Genomic DNA, 20,858 nt, shown 5'->3' with positions numbered 1-20,858 from the left:
TACACCTTTACAAGAAAGGCTTAACATCACCCACGCCTTCACGAATCACTTCAGGCGCGTCTTCGGTCAGATCCACAACGGTAGTCGGCTGCTGGCCGAGATAACCTCCGTGAATAATCAGCTCCACCACCTTCTCCAGACGATCTTTTATCTCCTCCGGATCGGACTCGGTAAACTCGCTGCCCGGCAGCATCAGTGAGGTAGAGAGCATCGGTTCGCCGAGAGTTTCCAGCAGCGCCTGGGCAATCGGGTTTGACGGCACGCGCATGCCGATAGTCTTACGCTTTTCCTGCAGCAGGCGACGCGGCACCTCCTTCGTCCCTTTCAGAATGAAGGTGTAGTTACCCGGCGTGTTGTTCTTGATCAGGCGAAACGCCACGTTGTCGACATACGCATAGGTCGACAGCTCAGAGAGGTCGCGACACATCAGGGTAAAGTTATGGCCGTCCGGCAGCTGACGGATGCGACATATTCGCTCCATCGCCCCTTTATCTTCAATTTTACAGCCCAGCGCGTAGCCGGAATCGGTCGGGTAGACTATCACGCCGCCTTTGCGGACGATCTCCACGGCCTGGTTAATCAGACGTGGCTGCGGGTTGTCCGGATGGATATAGAAAAACTGACTCATACTTCCCTCTCTTCAATTTGCTGCGGCTGCTCCCAGAGCTGCCAGACCGGCTCAACGCCAGCGGGTAGCCAGAGCTTGCGTCCCAGCTCGATCCACGCGCAGGGCTGGTGGAAATCAGAGCCCTGTGACCCTAGCAGGCCAAACTGGCGAGCGTAAGTCGCGAGCTGCGCGCGCTCGTTGGGCGCCTGCTGACACTGGGCGACTTCCATCGCCTCGCCACCGCATTCGGCAAAGTGCGCCAGCAGCCGTTTCAGCCATTTAGCAGAAAGATTATACCGTCCCGGATGGGCCAGCACGGCCTTACCGCCAGAATGATGAATGACATCAATAGCTTGTTTTATTGTACACCACTGTGGCGGAACGTATCCGGTTTTCCCGCGCGCCAGATACTTTTTAAAGACATCCGCCATGGTCGTCGCTTTGCCCGCTTCAACCAGAAAGCGTGCGAAATGACCGCGGGTGACCGCCCCGCCGTTCGCCAGCTTTTGCGCACCTTCCAGCGCGCCCGGAATATGCGCCTTCTCCAGACGCTCGCCGATCATCTCCGCGCGCTGGTTGCGGCGCGTTTTTTGTTCTTGCAAAAAGGCAAGAAGTGCCGGATGTTCTATATCAATGTTCAGGCCAACGATATGAATCTCATGGTTTTCCCAGACGGTCGAGATCTCTACGCCGGGCACCAGATTCAGCGCCAGCCCGCTGCGGGCAATCTCGGCGCGCGCTGCCGGAATGGCGTCGGTGGTATCGTGATCGGTTATCGCCAGCGTGCCGACACGCATTTCAACCGCGCGATGAACCAGGGCTTCGGGTGTCAGCAGGCCATCAGAGGCCTGAGTATGGCTGTGTAAATCATAAATAATCGCGTAGGTGGTATCGCTCAAAGCACTTCCCATAACAGGTTGGAGACATCCGAAAACGCCATGATACCGACTTAACGTGAAATTCTGAAATCAAGGGTTGACAATACGCCATCGAACTAGTTAACTAGTACGCAAGTTCACACGAGAAAGGTATCTGAAAATGACAGCACATTTCACTCTGCACGGTTGGTGGCGCACTTCCTGATCTTCGGGCAGTGTCACGCATCTGCGAAATGCAAACAGATACCCGCCCGCTACCCAGCGGGCTTTTTTTTGAACAGAATAAATGAGAATCACAACATGCAAACAGCCAAACCTCATCTCGAACTCTTGACCTGCGAGGCGGTCTATCGCCACAACCCGACCGCGCTGTTTCATCAGGTGTGCGGTGCGCGTCCGGCGACGCTGCTGCTGGAGTCTGCGGATATCGACAGCAAGGACGATCTGAAAAGCCTGCTGCTGGTCGACAGCGCGCTGCGCATTACCGCGCTAGGTGACACCGTCACCATTAAGGCGCTCTCTGATAATGGCGCATCGCTGCTGCCTCTGCTGGATGCGGCTCTGCCCGCGGGCATCGACAATGAACGTCACCCGGACCTGCGAATTCTGCATTTCCCGCCGGTAAGCCAGCTGCTCGACGAAGATGCGCGCCTCTGCTCGCTGTCCGTGTTCGATGCCTTCCGCCTGCTGCAAAATCTTGTCACCGTGCCGGAAGATGAGCGCGAAGCAATGTTCTTCGGCGGGCTGTTTGCTTACGACCTGGTCGCCGGTTTTGAAGATTTGCCGGAAACCGAGCAGGGCAACCGCTGTCCGGACTACTGTTTCTACCTGGCCGAAACCCTGTTGGTGATCGACCATCAGAAAAAATATACTCGCATCCAGGCAAGCCTGTTCACGCCCTCTGCGTTTGAGAAAAACCGCCTTGAGCATCGCATCGCTCAGCTCCGGCAGCAGATGACGGAAGCGCCGCCTGCGCTGCCGGTACAGCACGTGGAAAAAATGACATGCGACGTTAACCAGACCGACGATCAATACGGGGCCGTGGTTCGCCAGATGCAAAAGGCTATTCGCGCCGGGGAGATTTTCCAGGTTGTGCCGTCCCGCCGTTTCTCGCTGCCCTGCCCGTCACCGCTGGCGGCTTACGACGTGCTGAAGAAAAGCAACCCGAGCCCATATATGTTCTTTATGCAGGACAATGATTTCACGCTGTTCGGCGCCTCGCCGGAAAGCTCGCTGAAGTACGACGCCACAAGCCGCCAGATTGAGATCTACCCGATTGCGGGCACCCGTCCGCGTGGCCGTCGTGCCGATGGCTCGCTGGACCGCGATCTGGACAGCCGCATCGAACTGGAAATGCGAACCGACCACAAGGAGCTCTCCGAACACCTGATGCTGGTTGACCTGGCGCGTAACGACCTGGCGCGCATTTGCACCCCGGGCAGCCGCTACGTGGCAGACCTGACCAAAGTTGACCGTTACTCCTTCGTGATGCACCTGGTCTCCCGCGTGGTGGGTGAACTGCGTAGCGACCTCGACGTGCTGCACGCCTACCGCGCCTGCATGAATATGGGCACCCTGAGCGGCGCGCCGAAGGTGCGCGCCATGCAGCTTATCGCCGAAGCGGAAGGACGTCGGCGCGGGAGCTACGGCGGCGCGGTAGGTTACTTCACCGCCCACGGCGACCTCGATACCTGCATCGTGATCCGCTCCGCCTACGTCGAAGACGGTATTGCCACCGTTCAGGCCGGCGCCGGGATTGTTCTTGACTCTGTTCCGCAGTCTGAAGCTGACGAAACCCGCAGTAAAGCACGCGCGGTATTGCGCGCCATCGCTACCGCACACCACGCACAGGAGATTTTCTGATGGCTGACATTCTGCTGCTCGATAACATCGACTCCTTTACCTACAACCTGGCAGATCAGCTGCGTGCGAATGGTCACAACGTCGTTATCTACCGCAACCACGTTCCGGCTCAGACCCTGATTGACCGTCTGGCGACCATGCAAAACCCGGTGCTGATGCTCTCCCCGGGGCCGGGCGCGCCGAGCGAAGCGGGCTGTATGCCCGAACTGCTGACCCGCATGCGCGGCAAGCTGCCGATTATCGGTATCTGCCTTGGTCACCAGGCAATCGTGGAAGCTTACGGCGGTTACGTCGGCCAGGCGGGCGAGATCCTGCACGGTAAAGCCTCCAGCATTGAACATGACGGCCAGGCAATGTTTGCCGGGCTGCCGAATCCGCTCCCGGTCGCGCGCTATCATTCGCTGGTCGGCAGCAACATTCCGGCCGGGCTGACCATCAACGCCTCGTTTGAAGGGATGGTGATGGCGGTACGCCACGATGCGGATCGCGTCTGCGGGATGCAGTTCCACCCGGAATCTATTTTGACCTCCAATGGCGCCCGCCTGCTGGAGCAGACCCTTGACTGGGCGTTACAGAAGCTGGAGCAGACCAACACCCTGCAGCCGATTCTGGAAAAACTGTATCAGGCACAGACCCTGAGCCAACAGGAGAGCCACCAGCTTTTTTCCGCCGTGGTGCGCGGCGAGCTGAAGCCTGAGCAGTTGGCGGCGGCGCTGGTGAGCATGAAAGTGCGCGGCGAAAGCCCGCAGGAGATCGCCGGTGCGGCAACCGCGCTGCTGGAAAATGCCGCTCCGTTCCCGCGCCCGGACTATCAGTTTGCCGATATCGTCGGGACCGGTGGCGACGGCAGCAACAGTATCAATATTTCTACCGCCAGTGCCTTTGTCGCCGCAGCGTGTGGACTGAAAGTGGCAAAACACGGTAACCGCAGCGTCTCCAGCCGTTCAGGCTCGTCCGATCTGCTGGCCGCGTTTGGCATCAATCTGGAGATGAATGCCGAGCGTTCGCGTGAAGCACTGGACGATTTGGGCGTTTGCTTCCTGTTTGCGCCGAAATATCACACCGGTTTCCGCCACGCGATGCCGGTTCGCCAGCAGCTTAAAACCCGCACGCTGTTTAACGTGCTCGGCCCGCTGATCAACCCGGCCCATCCGCCGCTGGCATTAATTGGCGTTTACAGCCCTGAGCTGGTCCTGCCGATTGCCGAGACGCTGCGCGTGCTGGGTTACAAACGCGCCGCCGTGGTGCACAGCGGCGGAATGGATGAAGTTTCGCTGCATGCGCCGACGCTGGTGGCCGAGCTTAACGATGGTGAAGTACTCAGCTATCAGCTTGAGGCGTCTGATTTCGGCTTAACGCCGTACCATCAGGAAGCGCTGGCAGGCGGTACGCCGGAAGAAAACCGTGACATTCTGACGCGCTTACTACAAGGTAAAGGTGAGGCCGCTCATGAGGCCGCCGTGGCTGCCAACGTCGCCATGCTGATGCGTTTGCACGGTGAGGAAGACCTGAAGGCCAATGCTCAAAAAGTTCTGGATGTACTGCGCTCCGGTGCAGCTTACGATCGCGTTACCGCACTTGCGGCAAGAGGGTAAAGAATGCAGACCGTTTTAGCGAAAATCGTTGCCGATAAGGCCATCTGGGTGGAAGCACGCAAAGCAGAGCAGCCGCTTGCCAGTTTCCAGAATGACGTCGTTCCAAGCAGCCGTCGTTTCTATGACGCCCTGCAGGGTGCACGTACCGCCTTTATTCTGGAGTGTAAAAAGGCCTCTCCCTCAAAAGGCGTTATTCGTGACGATTTCGACCCGGCGCGTATCGCCGGTATTTATAAGCATCATGCGTCGGCAATCTCCGTGCTGACGGATGAGAAATATTTCCAGGGCAGCTTCGATTTTCTGCCGATCGTCAGCGGCATCGCACCGCAGCCGATCCTGTGCAAAGACTTTATTATCGACCCGTATCAGATCTGGCTGGCGCGTTTCTACCAGGCCGATGCCTGCCTGCTGATGCTCTCGGTACTGGACGACGAACAGTATCGGCAGCTTGCTGCCGTGGCGCACAGCCTGAAAATGGGCGTGCTGACCGAAGTGAGTAACGAAGAAGAGCTTGAGCGCGCCATCGCGCTGGAAGCCAAAGTGGTCGGCATCAACAACCGCGATCTTCGCGACTTGTCGATTGACCTGAACCGTACCCGCCAGCTGGCGCCGCGTCTGGGTGCGGACGTCACGGTGATCAGCGAGTCCGGCATTAACAGCTACGCCCAGGTGCGCGAGCTGAGCCACTTCGCCAACGGTTTCCTGATTGGCTCCGCCATGATGGAACATGACGACCTCAATGCGGCGGTGCGTCGCGTGCTGCTGGGTGAAAACAAAGTCTGCGGCCTGACCCGCGAACAGGATGCGCTGGCCGCGTATGAGGCTGGAGCAATCTATGGCGGTTTAATCTTCGTCGACACCTCACCTCGGGCAGTCAATGAGGAACAGGCCCGCAAGGTAATCGCGGCGGCCCCGCTGAGCTATGTTGGCGTGTTCCGCAATGCGGATGTCGCGGACGTTGTGGCAAAAGCCGACGCGTTATCCCTGCGTGCCGTTCAGCTTCATGGAGATGAAGATCAGGCGTACATCAATGCCCTGCGCGACGCGCTGGCACCACAGGTTCAAATCTGGAAAGCACAAAGCGTGGGCACCACCCTGCCCGCACGTAATCTTCACCACGTTGACAAATACGTGCTCGACAACGGCCAGGGCGGCTCCGGACAACGTTTTGACTGGTCGCTGCTGAACGGCGAAAAGCTGGACAACGTCCTGCTGGCGGGCGGACTAAGCCCGGATAACTGTGTGGAAGCCGCGAAAACCGGCTGCGCAGGCCTCGATTTCAATTCAGGCGTAGAGTCGCAACCGGGTATCAAAGATGCCAGCAAGCTGGCCTCGGTGTTTAAAACTCTGCGTGCATATTAAGGAAGAGAAGATGACGACATTACTTAACCCGTATTTTGGTGAATTCGGCGGGATGTATGTTCCGCAAATCCTGATGCCCGCGCTGCGCCAGCTGGAAGAAGCGTTCGTGAGCGCGCAGAAAGATCCGGCGTTTCAGGCGGAGTTTACCGACCTGCTGAAAAACTACGCCGGGCGTCCAACCGCGCTGACCAAATGCCGCAACCTGACCGAAGGCACCAAAACCACGCTTTATCTCAAGCGTGAAGATCTGCTGCACGGCGGCGCGCATAAAACTAACCAGGTGCTGGGCCAGGCGCTGCTCGCGAAGCGTATGGGTAAAACCGAAATCATCGCCGAAACTGGCGCGGGCCAGCACGGCGTGGCTTCTGCGCTCGCCAGCGCCCTGCTCGGCCTGAAGTGCCGCATCTATATGGGTGCTAAAGACGTTGAGCGTCAGTCGCCGAACGTATTCCGTATGCGCCTGATGGGCGCGGAAGTGATCCCGGTGCACAGCGGTTCTGCGACGCTGAAAGATGCCTGTAACGAAGCGCTGCGCGACTGGTCCGGCAGCTACGAAACCGCGCACTATATGCTCGGCACCGCGGCAGGTCCTCACCCGTTCCCGACCATCGTGCGCGAATTCCAGCGCATGATCGGTGAAGAGACCAAAGCGCAGATCCTTGAAAAAGAGGGTCGCCTGCCGGATGCAGTCATTGCCTGCGTCGGCGGCGGGTCTAACGCCATCGGCATGTTTGCCGATTTTATCGACGAAACCCGCGTAGGGCTGATTGGCGTCGAGCCTGCCGGTCATGGGATTGAAACTGGCGAGCACGGCGCGCCGCTGAAGCATGGCCGCGTGGGGATCTACTTCGGCATGAAAGCCCCGATGATGCAGACCGATGAAGGGCAGATTGAAGAGTCTTACTCAATTTCTGCCGGACTGGACTTCCCGTCCGTTGGGCCACAGCACGCGTTCCTGAACAGCACGGGGCGCGCGGACTATGTCTCCATTACCGATGACGAAGCGCTGGAAGCCTTCAAAACGCTGTGCCGCAGCGAAGGGATCATCCCGGCGCTGGAGTCTTCTCACGCGCTGGCGCACGCGCTGAAAATGATGAAAGAGAACCCGGAAAAAGAGCAACTGCTGGTGGTGAACCTTTCCGGTCGCGGTGACAAAGATATCTTCACCGTTCACGATATTTTGAAAGCACGAGGGGAAATCTGATGGAACGCTACGATAACGTATTTGCTGAACTGAAATCCCGCCAGGAAGGCGCGTTCGTCCCCTTCGTTACGCTGGGCGACCCCGGCCCTGAGCAGTCTCTGAAGATTATCGACGCCCTGATTGAAGCCGGCGCCGACGCGCTGGAGCTGGGTATTCCGTTCTCCGATCCGCTGGCGGATGGCCCGACCATCCAGAACGCCACCCTGCGCGCCTTTGCGGCAGGCGTGACCCCAACCCAGTGCTTTGAAATGCTGGCGGCGATCCGCCAGAAGCACCCAACCATTCCAATTGGCCTGCTGATGTACGCCAACCTGGTGTTCAACCGTGGTGTTGACGAGTTCTATGCAGAATGCGCGCGCGTGGGTGTCGACTCGGTCCTGGTAGCAGACGTGCCCGTGGAAGAGTCCGCGCCGTTCCGCCAGGCTGCGATGCGTCACAATGTCGCCCCTATTTTCATCTGTCCGCCAAACGCCGATGATGAACTGCTGCGCCAGATAGCCTCTTACGGGCGCGGGTATACCTATCTGCTTTCGCGCGCGGGCGTGACCGGCGCCGAAAATAAAGCTGCACTGCCGCTGCATCATCTGGTGGAAAAGCTGGCCGAGTACCATGCCGCGCCGCCGCTGCAGGGCTTCGGGATCTCCTCTCCGGATCAGGTCACCGCGGCGATTGACGCGAAGGCGGCGGGCGCCATCTCCGGCTCTGCGATTGTGAAGATCATCGAGAAGAACGTGGACAAGCCCGAGCAGATGCTGAGCGAATTGAACGCGTTCGTGACCGCAATGAAAGCAGCGACGCGTAAAGCATAATCCCTCCACCGTCTGGCAACCCTGCCAGACGGTTACTCCTCCTTCTCCATCCTCTACAAAGGATTACGTCAAAATTGATCCCGTCGATATTTTCGGTGTGAATAGCTTTTCAAACTTTCGCGTAAGCGTATGATCTGGACTCTTTTTAGCACTAATCCTTCTGAGTTCAGAGGCTTATTCATGTCATGGCAATCCTTCAAACAGACTTACCTGGTTAAGTTCTGGTCACCTGTTCCGGCCGTCATCGCGGCAGGCATTCTCTCTACTTATTATTTCGGCATTACCGGCACCTTCTGGGCCGTCACCGGTGAATTCACCCGCTGGGGTGGGCAACTGCTGCAGCTCGCAGGCGTGCACACCGAAGAGTGGGGATACTTCAAACTCATTCACCTGGACGGCACCCCGCTTACCCGCATCGACGGAATGATGATTATCGGCATGTTCGGCGGCTGTTTCGCTGCGGCGCTGTGGGCAAACAACGTTAAGCTGCGCATGCCCAAAAGCCGCGTTCGCATCATGCAGGCGGTAGTCGGGGGTATGATTGCCGGGTTTGGCGCCCGCCTGGCGATGGGCTGTAATCTGGCCGCGTTCTTTACGGGGATTCCGCAGTTCTCCCTTCATGCCTGGTTTTTTGCCGTGGCCACGGCGATTGGCTCTTACTTCGGAGCAAAATTCACCCTTCTGCCGCTGTTCCGCATTCCGGTGAAAATGATAAAAGTCAGCGCGGCGTCCCCGCTAACCCAAAAACCAGAGCAGGCAAAGCGCCGTTTCCGCCTGGGTATGCTGGTCTTTTTTGCTATGATCGCCTGGGCCATTTGCACGGCGATGAATCAGCCGAAGCTTGGCCTGGCGATGTTGTTCGGCGTCGGCTTTGGCCTGCTGATCGAACGCGCGCAGATCTGCTTTACCTCTGCGTTTCGCGATATGTGGATCACCGGAAGGACGATGATGGCGAAGGCAATCATTGCCGGCATGGCGGTGAGCGCTGTCGGCATTTTCAGCTATGTTCAGCTCGGTGTTGAACCGAAGATCATGTGGGCTGGCCCGAACGCGGTGATTGGCGGTCTGCTGTTTGGCTTCGGGATTGTGCTGGCGGGCGGGTGTGAAACCGGCTGGATGTACCGCGCGGTTGAGGGACAGGTGCACTACTGGTGGGTCGGGCTTGGGAATGTCCTTGGATCCACACTCCTCGCATACTTCTGGGACGATGTGTCCCCGGTGCTTGCCACAAACTGGGACAAGGTTAACCTGCTGAGCGCTTTCGGCCCTCTCGGCGGCCTGCTGGTGACTTATGCCCTGCTGCTGGTCGCTTTTTTACTGGTTGTCGCGCAGGAGAAACGCTTCTTCCGCCGTGCCGTCGTCAAAACTGAAACGCAGGAGAACGCTGCATGAAAGAGATCGTCCCCGACTATCGTCTGGATATGGTCGGTGAACCCTGCCCGTATCCGGCGGTTGCCACGCTTGAGGCACTGCCGCAGCTGGAAAAAGGTGAAATTCTGGAGGTGGTGAGCGATTGTCCGCAATCCATCAACAACATTCCGCTGGATGCAAAAAACCACGGTTATACGGTGCTGGATATCCAGCAGGACGGGCCAACCATTCGCTATTTGATTCAGAAGTAATAGACGAAATGCGCCCCCGAGGGGGCGCATTAAACATACAGAATTAGAAACGATAACCCGCAGAGAACATGAATACCCACGGATCCAGACGCGTATTGATGCTTTGCTGCTCGCCGCCCGCCTTGAAGCGTACGTCCGTATCAATATCCATATACCAGACCGAGGCGTTGATCAGCCAGTCGCGGTTAATCAGATAGTCCAGACCAACCTGCCCAGCCATACCCCACGAGTCTTTCAGGCTGAGATCGGAGAGTCCTGCTTCTTTGCCGGTATCGTTGAATTTCTCATCGAAGAAGGTGGTGTAGTTCACACCCGCGCCAATATATGGACGCACCTTGCTGCTGGCATCGCCAAAGTACCATTGCGCCATCAGCGTTGGCGGTAAATGGTGAACCGTGGCGATATCACCGGTCGCACCAAGACCGACACGGTGACGGAACGGCGTTGCCGCCAGAAGCTCAACCCCAACGTTATCCGTCGCCATCCAGGTGAATGTTAAACCTAACTGGGTGTTGTTACTGACGTTAAAACCGCCCATACCCAACACGTTATCCGATCCTTCAGTTGGGCGAACCGTAGCCGAACCGGCACGAATAAAGAATTCGCCTGCTTCATGCGCATACGCGCCGCCAGAGAGACTGCTTAATACAAGGGCTGCCACCGCTAATTTTTTCATATCCGCTCCATCGTTGTGGTTTTAATCGCGGATGAGAATATACTCACAAAAGAGTAATAAGTGATCTGCCACAGATCACATTAAAACCAGTAAGTTAACATTCATTGATCTGGGTTAATTTTTTGTGGCGCTTTGAAAAGCAATAAGTTGTTTCTATGTCAATTTTTGGCATTTCACAGTTACAAAATTTTTCTTTTCCCCCTCTTGCTCTTCCTCTGTCGGCTGGATAATTTATCGCTCTCACAAGTTGATTTGATGCGTTCTTTTTTGCAGGTGTGCCATGAGTGAAGTTAACCCGTGCATGACGTGCGGAGCCTGTTGTGCGTATTTTCGAGTCTCTTTCTACTGGGCTGAAGCCAGCGATGGCGGCGGTACCGTTCCGGTTCATCTTACTGAGCCGTTAACCCCCTTTCTGCGCTGCATGAGCGGCACCAATCAAAAGCAGGCCCGCTGCGCGGCCTTACAAGGTGAGCCCGGGGTTTCGACCCGGTGCGCGATCTATGAGGATCGCCCCAGCCCGTGCCGGGAATTTGCCATGTCGGGGGAAGATGGGCAGGTCAACGAAGCCTGTAATCGCGCCCGCGCGCGCTTTGGATTACCACCGCTTTACAAAGATATGCTTTTCCATACAAGCCTTGATGCTGCCACAGCAGGTTCATCCGGTGTACAATTGCCGGCTAATTAACACCTGCAATACGCAAGGAGAGTGCATGTCTATCACGGCGAAGTCTGTCTACCGTGACACGGGAAATTTTTTCCGCAATCAGTTCATTACCTTTTTACTGATCGCGTTGCTTTGCGCCTTTATCACTGTGGTGCTCGGTCATGCGTTCTCACCGAGTGAAGAACAGATTGCCAGCCTGAGCCAGGGCGACCATCTTGCAGGAAGCGTTGGGCTATTTGAACTGGTGCAAAACATGACGCCAGAGCAGCAACAAATTCTGCTCCGGGCGTCTGCCGCATCCACGTTTTCTGGCCTGATTGGTAACGCCATTCTGGCGGGCGGCGTTTTGCTGATGATCCAACTGGTGTCGGCGGGCCACCGGGTCAGCGCCTTGCGGGCGATTGGTGCCAGCGCGCCGGTCTTACCTAAGCTGTTTATCCTGATCTTTTTAACCACCATGCTGGTGCAGATGGGAATTATGCTGGTTGTGGTGCCGGGCGTGTTACTGGCTATTGTGCTCGCTTTTGCCCCAGTAATGATCGTTCAGGATAAAATGGGAATTTTTACCGCGATGCGCAGCAGCATCCGACTCGCATGGGCTAATATGCGTCTGGTGGCTCCCGCAGTCATTGCCTGGCTGCTGGCAAAAACGCTCCTGCTTCTGTTTGCTCCGAATTTTGCGGTATTAACCCCGAACGTCGGCGCGGTGGTCGCGAATACACTGAGCAACCTGATTTCAGCGGTGCTGCTTGTCTATCTGTTCCGCCTGTATATGTTAATTCGTCAGTAACCCTGATGCCGGGTGCATGACAGGGCCCGGCTCAACAAAGAAGATGGAATCACAGAATGAAGCAGTTTCTTGATTTTTTACCGCTGGTGGTTTTTTTCGCGTTTTACAAACTGTATGACATTTATGCTGCCACCACAGCGCTGATTATTGCGACAGCGGTTGTGCTGATCTACAGCTGGGTGCGCTACCGTAAAGTTGAGAAAATGGCGCTGGTAACGTTCGTCCTGGTCGCCGTATTCGGTGGGCTAACCCTCTTCTTCCACAATGATGAATTTATCAAGTGGAAAGTGACGGTGATCTACGCGCTGTTTGCGGGTGCGCTGCTCATCAGCCAGTGGGTGATGAAAAAGCCGCTGATCCAGCGCATGCTCGGTAAAGAGCTGACGCTGCCTCAGGAGGTCTGGTCGCGCCTGAATATCGCCTGGGCGGTGTTCTTTATCCTTTGCGGTCTTGCCAATATCTATATCGCTTTCTGGCTGCCACAGAATATCTGGGTCAACTTCAAGGTCTTCGGCCTGACGGCCCTGACGCTGATATTCACCCTGCTAAGCGGCATTTATATCTATCGCCACATGCCGCAGGACGACAAGCACTGATTGCTGACTGACCAGAACGTGTTCGACAGGCGTTCTGGTCTATTCTCTCCGCTGTGAAATCATAGTAGCATCCCGCCTGAAGTCTTCCGTTATGAGTTAAAACAATGACAACAAATAACGCCCCTCAGGGCGAACTGGTTTTACGCACACTGGCAATGCCCGCTGACACCAATGCCAATGGCGATATTTTTGGCGGCTGGCTGATGTCGCAGATGGATATGGGCGGCGCAATTCTGGCAAAAGAGATTGCTCACGGACGCGTGGTGACCGTGCGGGTGGATGGAATGACCTTCCTGCGTCCGGTTGCGGTAGGTGATGTGGTTTGCTGTTACGCCCGCTGCGTAAAGCGCGGCAATACATCCATCTCCATCAACATTGAAGTCTGGGTGAAGAAAGTCTCTTCTGAACCGATTGGACAGCGCTATAAAGCAACTGAAGCGCTGTTTATTTATGTCGCTGTCGATAGCGACAGTAAACCTCGTCAGCTTCCGCCAGCCTGAATGGCAGGCAAAAAAAAGCCTCCTTTCGGAGGCTTTTCTTATTCCATCTGCGCCCCGCCATTCAGGCGGAAAACAATGTTCACGATCAGTCCGCTTCCCGGTTTCCCGGGTTCGTAGCGCCATCTGCGCATCGCCGACTTCACTTCGCGCTCAAACATATTAGAAGGTTGAGCAGACAGGATTTCCACGTTATCCACGCGGCCATCCGCAGTGACGTCAAATTTCACCCGTACGCGACCTTCAATACGTAAGGCCTGAGCCCGCGCCGGATATTGAGGCTGATTACGGCTCAACGCACGTGGGCCCGCTGGTGCGGCAACCGTCGGCTTCGCCGCCGGTGCGCTGTTATTCATGACCGGACGCGAAGGCGCTGCATTCTCGACCGGCTGGGTCGCGCGCGGTTCAACCGGGCGTTCTTCACGTTTCGGACGCTCCTCGACCTTCTTCACCGGCTTTGGCTTCGGCTTAGGTTTTGGCTTCGGTTCAGGTTTGTGGATTACCACCGGTGCCTCCTTCGGTGGCTCCGGTACAGGCTCGGGTTCCGGTTCAGGCTCAGCAACCGGCTGTGGCGGTGGTGGCGCAACCTGCGGCGGTTCGAGATCCGCTGGCGAGACCATGGTTACCGAGATCGGCTGGGCGGGTACGGGCATTTCAATAACCTGATGAACCGAGGTGTAGAGCAAACCCGCCACGACGGCACCGTGAATCACGACGGACAACAGCGTCGGCCAGGGAAAACGGCGAGGTAAATCAAGGGTCATCGAAGTCATAATCATCAACGTTAAAAACCGGACCCTGATTTTAAATGCAAATAGCAATCATATTCAATAAGACACTTTGTTCTGGCGCAATTTAAGCGCAGGAGTGGTCAAAAAAAGGACATCCAGATCGGGGTATTAACGTTGTTTTTATCTTTACATTGCAGTCAATTGCCCTTTCACATAACGTAACTGACACTTTATAACGCTTAAGGAGCTTCACCGTGCTTTACGTGATTTACTCTGAAGATGTCGCTGATTCCCTCGAAAAACGTCTCTCTGTTCGCCCTGCCCATCTGGCTCGCCTGCAGCTGCTCCAGGACGAAGGCCGTTTGCTGACCGCGGGTCCAATGCCTGCTGTTGACAGCAATGACCCGGGAGCCGCCGGTTTTTCTGGCTCCACGGTTATTGCTGAGTTTGAGTCTCTTGAAGCGGCGCAGGCTTGGGCTGACGCAGACCCATACGTTGCGGCGGGTGTGTATGCAAAAGTGACGGTGCGACCGTATAAGAAAGTATTCTGATGTAAAAAGGCGCCCTCAGGAGCTTTTTTAAACGCTTCAACACAATGAATAAAAGGATTTATTTCAGGTCACATCCACAAGTTGACCACATCGATAAGATTGCCCCGCAAATGCGGGGCTAAATTACCCTAGCCTTATGCGGTCAAATTTTAGGCAAAATGAATTTTCACGACTAAAAAAGTCGCTCAAATTGGGACTTTGGAATTAAACTGTATCTGACACATCTTCAAAAAACACTAATCAACCGAAGCTTAAGAGCATTCCCGCAACATATTTTTATGAATGATAAGTTTTAGACCACTGTTTTTGTGTGCTGTTTTGCAAAATTTTTGACACAACAATTGTTCCCATTCCAATCATTTACTAAAATTAAACTTAGTAATAAACATCCATTGTCAGTATTTAATTTAATAACAACTAGTTTGCCTTTCCTCCTAAATTGTTTAAAATGTCAATTACTGACAATCACCTTCATGCAAGTAGAGCTATGACATGGATAGTAATAGAAAGCCAACTATTAAGTTTACATTGATTGAAAATGCACTTGATTCTATAGAGCTAGGGCTTTTATATTTTCAAGATGGAAAAAATGAATTCACCCCAAGAAAGTATAAACAATGTCTAATCAATATGTTTCATGGCTCAGAGCTTATTTTAAAGGAGTTATTGAGAAGGATTGATGTGACATTAATTTTTGATAAAAACTCTCTGTATAAAACCTGTGTAGACCCTAGCAACCCTACTGAAAATGAACTATACAAGCTTAAGTCCATCGATATTAATAGTTTATGCTCTGAAATTTTAAAATTTTATCCTGCTGAATTCAAGGGGAAGATTGAAATTGTAAAAGGACTTGCGAAAGAGAGAAACAAAATCCAGCATTTTACTATAAACATAGAGCAAGAAACTTTATCGAAGCTTCTAACAAGCCTATACATTGATGTCTTCAAACCCGCATTTAAAATTATTCTATCAAAATTAACATATGTTAACCAATATAACTCCTCCTTAGAAAAACAAATCATTACTGCTGAAAAAAAATTCCTAGCTATTCAAGGGGATAGCGATAACTATTTAGCGCTATGTCCAAAATGTGAAAATCATTCCCACTTCATCTTATATAAAGACACCAGCTATCCAGTAGAAACATATTGTATTTGCTGCGATTATAAACTTTCCAATATCGAAAGTTATGATTTACATATTTGCCCTGAGTGCGGCAACCCAACACTCTTCTATGATGAAAGTAATCTCGCAGGGGTATGTCTTTACGAGAAATGTTATTACGGTAAAGAGGGTGGGTTTGTAGAAATGAAACCATGTGATCGATGCAAAGGGTATCTCATAGAAAATTCTTGCCCTACCTGTGATGTTGAGGAAGAGTGACTATCAAAAATTGAAAATTGTTATCACTTTACGGATTAAGCAAATTCCAGCGCCCCGCATTATGCGGGGCTTAACATTCTTTCATCCCCAATGAATCTGTTGTTGCCCTGATTTTGCAGGATGCGGTAGCACGGGCACTACCTTACCCGGCGAAACGATAAACCGTTCGACCGTCTCAGTGGTGACAAACGTGCAACTGCAGTTGATGTTTGTGCACTGATGATAACGCTCTTTTGTCGTATCGGAAAAATAGCGACTTGTGCGAGCGTGGGCGGCGTAATGGCATTTTGGACAGTAAAACATGGCGAGCACCTCAGAGCGTTTTCAATGCGTTAACTTTAACCATTAAATCCTTTCATATCAAACACATAAAAAACCTTTATTGTGTTATTTCTTCGCTTTCATACTCCACATCCGAAACCTTAACCTCAAGCTCTAAGCCCGTCGTGTATGCGAGCCTCACAATGTAGTTATAAGCAATATTTTTGACGGTGTTCTCTGCGTTACCATTGGCGGCAACGGTGATGGTGTGGGTGTGTGACCCCATAACAACCGAGTGAGTGTGCGAACCTACGGCCACCGTATGCGTGTGAGCCCCAACGGCTACCGTATGCGCATGCGCGCCAGCGCTGGCCGCCGTGCCTGAAATGGTATGAGTATGCGCACCCGCACTCGTGGTAGGCGGACCATTTGGGTTGTTATTCTGTGCGTTATTAAACTCATTACGATCCACATATCGGCCAGCACCAGCCCCCCCCGCTGCCAACCCACACAGGGACGGAGTGGTTATGAGCACCTGCGCTTGCTGCTGTACCGGAAATACTGTGCGTGTGTGCGCCCGTGCTGTTTGAGGACTTTGTTCCGTAGTCAAAGGCGCTGGTCGTTTTCGTCCCGTAATCGAATGCGCTGGTCGTTTCAGTGCCGAGATCGGTTGATGTTGCCGATGCGCCGTGGGTGTGCGACTTAACGCCGTCTAACTCCTGTGACAGCACTGCGCGACCGCTTGCGGGTTTCCCTTTAATCGTCCAGCTGCGCATATCCGGGATGACGCCAAAAGGATAGGCTACCGCCAGACGTGGATATGCTGCTTTATCAAAAACTTGCCCTGCCATAATGGCGCTACCGGCTGGCACCGTATCAGACGGCCACGGAATCGGCGCACCTACCGGGTAATTGTTATATCCATCATGATGAATAAGTTTCCAGCCCTTAAAAACGCCAGCTGTGACAGCGGCAAAACCAATAACATTGCCATCAAAATCAATCCCAATGACGATGTTATAGCCCTGAGTATTAGAGTGTGCGGCGTTGATATATTGCTTCCACGTATGGCCGCCGGGCATGCCATTTTTTACAGAGGAGCCGTTAAAAAAGCCGCTTCGCGTTCTTAAATCAACAGCGACATCGGCAAATGATTCAGCATAGGTATTCAGGCCAGCACCTTTTGGCACGCGCCCTTCAGCATTTTCATTCGCTGACTTAGCGGCATCAAACGCAGCCTTAACTGCTTTCGGTGTCGCAGCCAGCGTCTCCGACGTGCTGTCGGTCGCGCTGCTGAGCTGGACGATGTCCTTTTGCGCCGTGGTGGCGTCCTGAGCCGTGTACTTACCTTTCGCAAGGTCATACGCTGCCTTAACCGCTTTCGGCGTCGCTGCAACGCTCTCAGACGCGCTGTCGGTCGCACTGCTGAGCTGGACGATACCCTTTTGCGCCGTGGTGGCGTCCTGAGCTGTGTATTTACCTTTCGCAAGGTCATACGCCGTCTTAACCGCTTTCGGCGTCGCTGCGACGCTCTCAGACGTGCTGTCGGTCGCATTGCTTAGCTGAGTAAAGCCCTTTGCGGTGAGCGTGGCGTCAGGATGGCGGCGGGACTGCTCATGCTCCGCAATTTTGTCGTCGACGTAGTCCTGCGTTGCCATCACCGTTGAGGTATCAATCGTCAGCTCGACTGACTCAATGTCGCTCACTATGATTACCATACGCACGGTCTGTGCGCGGCCTGACCCCTCCGCCAGCGCTGGCTTGTAGCTTTCGGCCATATTGCCGACCGCAATCAGCGTGCCGGTGTCATCATAGAGCCCGAGCTCGCGCATCCAGAAACCGCCGGTCTCCGGCGGGATAAGCAGTTCCGCCACGACGTAATTTTTATTCTTTTTGTCCTGGCTGATTTTGTTCAGCGCGTGACGCCATACCTCTTTGACGAGTTTTGTCTGGTTCGGGTCAGGCACCGGCAGCGTGCCGCCACCGTCACCCACGGCCATCGCCGTCAGGTTCACCTTTTTCCCGTTCGGGAGGGTCGCTGCAGCCAGTTTGATTGCACCGGCTTTGGTGATGACCGTTTTGTATTTCACTGTCATTGTGCTCTCACTTATCCGGGGTAAACCGTGATGATGTCGCCGTCATAGGACAGAGCGCCGGTGTAGAGGTAGCCGGGGATATCCTGAATAATATTGAGGCCAATTAAATGGCGGCTGGCTGGCTTTGCATCGGCGATAAGCCGCTCCATTTCGTAATACATTTCCTCGGTGATGCCGGTCTCCAGCACGCCGATATCGAGGCGAAATGTGCCGGGCGGGTCGTTTGTCTCCCACCATTCCGAGACGTTAATCAGGTAGCCGAGCGGCTCCACCACGCGGCGCACTGCGCCAATCGTTCCCTTGTGCGCATGGATAAACCACGCCGCGCGGATCACTTCCCGCTTTGTGTCCTCCGGCCAGCTCTCATCCCACCGGTCGACGGAAAACGCCCACGCCAGCCACGGCAGCAGGTTTGCCGGGCAGTCGTCGGGACTCTAGAGACGGCGCAGGGGTACGGGCGTGTTTTCGATTTCAGCGCAGGCGCGCGCCGCCGCGACCTCAAGTGGCGAGGAGCCCACCGGCAACAGGCGGGTATTACTCATCGTTACCCCCGATCGTCACGCTGTACTCGGTGCACCATGACGCCTGCGTGTCATTGAGCACTATGTCGGCCACCGGCGCGGCCAGCTCGACACGCTGCACGCCCTCGACGTGGAGCGCCGCATAGATGGCCGATTTACGGATGTCACGCCCGAGCCGGTGCTGCGCGGTGATATATGCCTGTAACTTTGCTTTTGCCGCACTGAGCACCGGCTCGCTTTCGGGACCGGGGTAAAGGTAAAGCGACGCGGTGATTTTATAGTCGACAATTTTTGCTGACTGCACGGTCACGCGGTCGGCAACCGGTCGGACGTCCTCGTCGTTAAGCGCAGTGCGCACAATGGCGAGCAGCTTGTCAGAGGCCACGCCGTTATTTTCACGCGACAGCACGGACACGGTCACGCACGCTGGCTCGGGACTGATGACGGAAATATCTGCGCCCCGCCCGTCGCGCTGCGGCCATGAAACTGATATGAGCCGGTAGAGCCTGCGGTACTCAACCCCTCAAAAGCCTGTTGAATGCGCAGGCGGTAGTCGGTGTCCGACTCCATAACGGCTGGCGTGGGCGGAAACGTCGTGTCGTCTGCAGGTGTGATGGCGAGGCGCTCAACGTTGTAATTTCCGCCTATCTGGTCGAGGTCGCTGTCAGCAGCGTAGGCCAACATGACCGCACGCGCGGCCTCGTTGACGCGCTGTCGCCAGATAACTTCCCGGTAGGCGTTTTCCTGCAGCAGCTTAACAATCGGCTCTGATTCGAGCGTCAGGGTGCGCGCGACAGCCTCCTGTTGCTCTTCGGGATATAACGAGACGAGCGTTGCCTTGCGTTCGCTCAGGATGCTCTCATAGTCCAGTACTTCCACGACATCAGGCGCGGCGAGCTGGTTCAGGTCAACAATTGCCATAGCGTTTAACTCAGTGGAATGGTAAGGGAAAAAGGCTGGCCGTTAGCCGAGCGCGTGCCGGTGATGTCGACATACAGCCCGCCGTCATTCTCTGACCGCTCAAAGGTGATGCTTGTCAGGCTGACACGGGGCTCCCATTTCTGGATCGCGGAATAACACGCGGCCATAATCTGCAGGCGCAGCGCCTTGGTCTGCGGCTGGTCAATCAGAGCCGACAGGAGCGAGCCGTATTCACGGCGCATAACGCGCGAGCCTATCGGCGTGACCAGAATGTCGCGCACGCTTTGCCTGATATGCTCGAACTCGGAGATACTGAGGCCGGTCTGGCTGTTCATTCCCAGATAACGCACCATCATTGCGTCCCCTTAGTCCAGCTTCCGCCGCTCTGTACGTTGCCGTGCGCGTGGTTATCCACCTGCACGCCGTTTGATTTCAGTGTCCCGCCGGTGTGCTCGATGTTCCCGGACATCTTCCCGCCTTGCTTCACTTCGAGCGTGCCGGTCGTCAGCTTGTTGGTGCATACCACCTCGGGTGTGTCGAGCGTGATGCGGGTTTCAGCTTTCACCAGCACCACCGGCACGGTGGCCGTAATGGAATCCGACGCGGTGACGTCGGCGGTTTTGATACCGGACACGGTGAGCGCGCCGCTTTCGGGCTCATACTCGATAACCGCCCCGTCAGGAAAGGCGACATGAATCGCATCGGGCGAGGCCGAGGGCGCGGGATGGTCGTCAGAAAAAATGCCCGGCAGCACAAAGGCCGTATCAAGCTCGCCACCGATGGCCAGCAATAACACCTGCTCACCGACCGAAGGAGCCCACCACAGGCTAGAACGACCGGCGCGACAGGTGAGCCAGTTAAGCCAGGTGGTTTGCACGCCGCCGGTCTGGACACGACACAGCCCCTCGTCGAGGTTAACGTCGGTCACAATGCCGGTGCGGATGAGGTTGCGAATCGCGCGTGCGATTTCCTGCAGAGAATTTAAATTATTCATGGGGAAAGGATGCCGCCGGACAAGGCCAGCAGCAATCAAGCGGGGTTTTATAAGATATGGCACAACAATTCTGGTATAATATTATATTTGGGAGTTATTCTTTACTAAAATTCAACCCCAACATATTGATTGCGGTATCAGCTTTAACGGTTTTGTAAGTTACAAACACCAAGATGCAGCCTCATCTGAATGAAACGACAAATGAAGACACCCACGCTCAAAAATAGCCTAACA

22 protein-coding genes, 3 pseudogenes and 1 other annotated feature are annotated in these 20,858 nt (G+C 54.8%); of the genes and pseudogenes, 14 read left to right on the top strand and 11 right to left on the bottom strand.

What is annotated here, in order from left to right; all coding sequences use genetic code 11:
• Positions 1-7: 7 nt before the first annotated feature.
• Both ACMWL8_RS01630 and rnm read right to left on the bottom strand, forming a co-directional pair.
• Positions 8-628, bottom strand: a complete 621-nt coding sequence (locus ACMWL8_RS01630) for an L-threonylcarbamoyladenylate synthase (protein ID WP_003856793.1) — start codon at positions 626-628, stop codon at positions 8-10.
• The gene (gene rnm, locus ACMWL8_RS01625) at positions 625-1,506 is read right to left on the bottom strand and encodes an RNase RNM (protein WP_028013409.1); all 882 of its coding nucleotides are present in this window, start codon (positions 1,504-1,506) and stop codon (positions 625-627) included. The genes ACMWL8_RS01630 and rnm overlap by 4 nt, the downstream gene beginning before the upstream one ends.
• Before the next feature lie 139 nt (positions 1,507-1,645).
• On the opposite strand from rnm, the gene trpL reads away from it, so the two are divergent.
• From trpL to yedF, 8 genes are all read left to right on the top strand, one after another.
• On the top strand, positions 1,646-1,690 hold the full coding sequence (gene trpL, locus ACMWL8_RS01620) for a trp operon leader peptide (protein WP_106993556.1): 45 nt from the start codon (positions 1,646-1,648) through the stop codon (positions 1,688-1,690).
• Positions 1,667-1,760, top strand: a sequence feature (Trp leader region). It overlaps the preceding gene by 24 nt.
• A gap of 25 nt (positions 1,761-1,785) precedes the next feature.
• Entirely contained in the window at positions 1,786-3,348 is a 1,563-nt protein-coding gene (locus tag ACMWL8_RS01615; protein WP_045260663.1) for an anthranilate synthase component 1, read from the top strand.
• Positions 3,348-4,943 (top strand): bifunctional anthranilate synthase glutamate amidotransferase component TrpG/anthranilate phosphoribosyltransferase TrpD, encoded by a 1,596-nt coding sequence (gene trpD / locus ACMWL8_RS01610; RefSeq protein ID WP_028013411.1) that lies wholly within the window; start codon positions 3,348-3,350, stop codon positions 4,941-4,943. Before ACMWL8_RS01615 ends, trpD begins: the two co-directional genes overlap by 1 nt.
• 3 nt (positions 4,944-4,946) lie before the next feature.
• A complete protein-coding gene (gene trpCF, locus ACMWL8_RS01605) occupies positions 4,947-6,305 on the top strand; it encodes a bifunctional indole-3-glycerol-phosphate synthase TrpC/phosphoribosylanthranilate isomerase TrpF (RefSeq protein ID WP_414751538.1) in 1,359 nt (452 codons plus the stop codon).
• Between the two features lie 10 nt (positions 6,306-6,315).
• Entirely contained in the window at positions 6,316-7,509 is a 1,194-nt protein-coding gene (gene trpB, locus ACMWL8_RS01600; protein WP_028013413.1) for a tryptophan synthase subunit beta, read from the top strand.
• Positions 7,509-8,318, top strand: a complete 810-nt coding sequence (gene trpA / locus ACMWL8_RS01595; protein WP_045260665.1) for a tryptophan synthase subunit alpha — start codon at positions 7,509-7,511, stop codon at positions 8,316-8,318. Before trpB ends, trpA begins: the two co-directional genes overlap by 1 nt.
• A 180-nt stretch (positions 8,319-8,498) precedes the next feature.
• Entirely contained in the window at positions 8,499-9,710 is a 1,212-nt protein-coding gene (gene yedE, locus ACMWL8_RS01590; protein WP_045260666.1) for a selenium metabolism membrane protein YedE/FdhT, read from the top strand.
• The gene (gene yedF / locus ACMWL8_RS01585) at positions 9,707-9,940 is read left to right on the top strand and encodes a sulfurtransferase-like selenium metabolism protein YedF (RefSeq protein WP_045260667.1); all 234 of its coding nucleotides are present in this window, start codon (positions 9,707-9,709) and stop codon (positions 9,938-9,940) included. Before yedE ends, yedF begins: the two co-directional genes overlap by 4 nt.
• 43 nt (positions 9,941-9,983) lie before the next feature.
• Here yedF and ompW read toward each other — a convergent pair whose 3' ends face one another.
• Complete coding sequence (gene ompW, locus ACMWL8_RS01580) at positions 9,984-10,616, bottom strand: outer membrane protein OmpW (protein ID WP_045260668.1); 633 nt, start codon at positions 10,614-10,616, stop codon at positions 9,984-9,986.
• A gap of 280 nt (positions 10,617-10,896) precedes the next feature.
• Between ompW and ACMWL8_RS01575 the strand changes: the two genes are divergently transcribed.
• The 4 genes from ACMWL8_RS01575 to yciA all read left to right on the top strand — a co-directional run bounded on the left by ACMWL8_RS01575 (position 10,897) and on the right by yciA (position 13,166).
• Positions 10,897-11,301, top strand: coding sequence for a YkgJ family cysteine cluster protein (locus ACMWL8_RS01575; protein ID WP_052682991.1), 405 nt, complete (start codon positions 10,897-10,899; stop codon positions 11,299-11,301).
• 25 nt (positions 11,302-11,326) lie between these two features.
• Positions 11,327-12,070, top strand: a complete 744-nt coding sequence (locus tag ACMWL8_RS01570; protein WP_028013418.1) for a YciC family protein — start codon at positions 11,327-11,329, stop codon at positions 12,068-12,070.
• A gap of 56 nt (positions 12,071-12,126) precedes the next feature.
• Positions 12,127-12,666 (top strand): septation protein A, encoded by a 540-nt coding sequence (locus tag ACMWL8_RS01565; protein ID WP_028013419.1) that lies wholly within the window; start codon positions 12,127-12,129, stop codon positions 12,664-12,666.
• Positions 12,667-12,770: 104 nt separating this feature from the next.
• A complete protein-coding gene (yciA, locus tag ACMWL8_RS01560; protein ID WP_045260669.1) occupies positions 12,771-13,166 on the top strand; it encodes an acyl-CoA thioester hydrolase YciA in 396 nt (131 codons plus the stop codon).
• A 38-nt stretch (positions 13,167-13,204) separates the two neighbouring features.
• Here yciA and tonB read toward each other — a convergent pair whose 3' ends face one another.
• Positions 13,205-13,927 carry a TonB system transport protein TonB gene (gene tonB, locus ACMWL8_RS01555; RefSeq protein WP_045260689.1) on the bottom strand — a complete coding sequence of 241 codons (723 nt, stop codon included), beginning with the start codon at positions 13,925-13,927 and terminating at the stop codon, positions 13,205-13,207.
• 221 nt (positions 13,928-14,148) lie between these two features.
• Between tonB and ACMWL8_RS01550 the strand changes: the two genes are divergently transcribed.
• Both ACMWL8_RS01550 and ACMWL8_RS01545 read left to right on the top strand, forming a co-directional pair.
• The gene (locus ACMWL8_RS01550) at positions 14,149-14,445 is read left to right on the top strand and encodes a YciI family protein (protein ID WP_045260670.1); all 297 of its coding nucleotides are present in this window, start codon (positions 14,149-14,151) and stop codon (positions 14,443-14,445) included.
• Between the two features lie 492 nt (positions 14,446-14,937).
• The gene (locus ACMWL8_RS01545; protein WP_045260671.1) at positions 14,938-15,831 is read left to right on the top strand and encodes a hypothetical protein; all 894 of its coding nucleotides are present in this window, start codon (positions 14,938-14,940) and stop codon (positions 15,829-15,831) included.
• An 81-nt stretch (positions 15,832-15,912) separates the two neighbouring features.
• Here the strand turns inward: ACMWL8_RS01545 and ACMWL8_RS01540 are convergent, their stop codons facing one another.
• From ACMWL8_RS01540 to ACMWL8_RS01510, 7 genes and pseudogenes are all read right to left on the bottom strand, one after another.
• A complete protein-coding gene (locus ACMWL8_RS01540) occupies positions 15,913-16,134 on the bottom strand; it encodes a DNA-binding transcriptional regulator (RefSeq protein ID WP_072049688.1) in 222 nt (73 codons plus the stop codon).
• 148 nt (positions 16,135-16,282) lie between these two features.
• A pseudogene (locus ACMWL8_RS01535) lies at positions 16,283-16,510 on the bottom strand (tail fiber protein); the annotation flags it as partial.
• A gap of 43 nt (positions 16,511-16,553) precedes the next feature.
• Positions 16,554-18,188, bottom strand: coding sequence for a phage tail protein (locus ACMWL8_RS01530; protein ID WP_082071006.1), 1,635 nt, complete (start codon positions 18,186-18,188; stop codon positions 16,554-16,556).
• Positions 18,189-18,199: 11 nt separating this feature from the next.
• A pseudogene (locus ACMWL8_RS01525) lies at positions 18,200-18,730 on the bottom strand (phage tail protein I).
• Positions 18,723-19,630 (bottom strand): annotated as a pseudogene (locus tag ACMWL8_RS01520) (baseplate assembly protein). The pseudogenes ACMWL8_RS01525 and ACMWL8_RS01520 overlap by 8 nt, the downstream one beginning before the upstream one ends.
• Positions 19,631-19,635: 5 nt before the next feature.
• Positions 19,636-19,986, bottom strand: a complete 351-nt coding sequence (locus tag ACMWL8_RS01515) for a GPW/gp25 family protein (protein WP_045260672.1) — start codon at positions 19,984-19,986, stop codon at positions 19,636-19,638.
• Positions 19,983-20,624 (bottom strand): phage baseplate assembly protein V, encoded by a 642-nt coding sequence (locus ACMWL8_RS01510; RefSeq protein WP_045260673.1) that lies wholly within the window; start codon positions 20,622-20,624, stop codon positions 19,983-19,985. The genes ACMWL8_RS01515 and ACMWL8_RS01510 overlap by 4 nt, the downstream gene beginning before the upstream one ends.
• Positions 20,625-20,858: the final 234 nt, after the last annotated feature.

Origin of the sequence: Enterobacter sp. 04-C-12-SI-ECC (assembly GCF_047530715.1) — a bacterium.
GTDB classification, from domain to species: domain Bacteria; phylum Pseudomonadota; class Gammaproteobacteria; order Enterobacterales; family Enterobacteriaceae; genus Enterobacter; species Enterobacter bugandensis.
Note: the sequence above shows the minus strand (reverse complement) of the source record. Positions and strands in the feature narration are given on the sequence as shown.

Coding starts and splice junctions, on each gene's coding strand:
- yedF (WP_045260667.1), top strand. CDS start 9,707: ATGAAAGAGATCGTCCCCGACTATCGTCTGGATATGGTCGGTGAACCC.
- trpCF (WP_414751538.1), top strand. CDS start 4,947: ATGCAGACCGTTTTAGCGAAAATCGTTGCCGATAAGGCCATCTGGGTG.
- ACMWL8_RS01630 (WP_003856793.1), bottom strand. CDS start 628: ATGAGTCAGTTTTTCTATATCCATCCGGACAACCCGCAGCCACGTCTG.
- yciA (WP_045260669.1), top strand. CDS start 12,771: ATGACAACAAATAACGCCCCTCAGGGCGAACTGGTTTTACGCACACTG.
- ACMWL8_RS01615 (WP_045260663.1), top strand. CDS start 1,786: ATGCAAACAGCCAAACCTCATCTCGAACTCTTGACCTGCGAGGCGGTC.
- ACMWL8_RS01510 (WP_045260673.1), bottom strand. CDS start 20,624: ATGAATAATTTAAATTCTCTGCAGGAAATCGCACGCGCGATTCGCAAC.
- tonB (WP_045260689.1), bottom strand. CDS start 13,927: ATGACCCTTGATTTACCTCGCCGTTTTCCCTGGCCGACGCTGTTGTCC.
- ACMWL8_RS01545 (WP_045260671.1), top strand. CDS start 14,938: ATGGATAGTAATAGAAAGCCAACTATTAAGTTTACATTGATTGAAAAT.
- ACMWL8_RS01565 (WP_028013419.1), top strand. CDS start 12,127: ATGAAGCAGTTTCTTGATTTTTTACCGCTGGTGGTTTTTTTCGCGTTT.
- yedE (WP_045260666.1), top strand. CDS start 8,499: ATGTCATGGCAATCCTTCAAACAGACTTACCTGGTTAAGTTCTGGTCA.
- trpB (WP_028013413.1), top strand. CDS start 6,316: ATGACGACATTACTTAACCCGTATTTTGGTGAATTCGGCGGGATGTAT.
- ACMWL8_RS01515 (WP_045260672.1), bottom strand. CDS start 19,986: ATGATGGTGCGTTATCTGGGAATGAACAGCCAGACCGGCCTCAGTATC.
- ompW (WP_045260668.1), bottom strand. CDS start 10,616: ATGAAAAAATTAGCGGTGGCAGCCCTTGTATTAAGCAGTCTCTCTGGC.
- ACMWL8_RS01575 (WP_052682991.1), top strand. CDS start 10,897: ATGAGTGAAGTTAACCCGTGCATGACGTGCGGAGCCTGTTGTGCGTAT.
- trpD (WP_028013411.1), top strand. CDS start 3,348: ATGGCTGACATTCTGCTGCTCGATAACATCGACTCCTTTACCTACAAC.
- ACMWL8_RS01570 (WP_028013418.1), top strand. CDS start 11,327: ATGTCTATCACGGCGAAGTCTGTCTACCGTGACACGGGAAATTTTTTC.
- ACMWL8_RS01530 (WP_082071006.1), bottom strand. CDS start 18,188: ATGACAGTGAAATACAAAACGGTCATCACCAAAGCCGGTGCAATCAAA.
- trpA (WP_045260665.1), top strand. CDS start 7,509: ATGGAACGCTACGATAACGTATTTGCTGAACTGAAATCCCGCCAGGAA.
- ACMWL8_RS01540 (WP_072049688.1), bottom strand. CDS start 16,134: ATGTTTTACTGTCCAAAATGCCATTACGCCGCCCACGCTCGCACAAGT.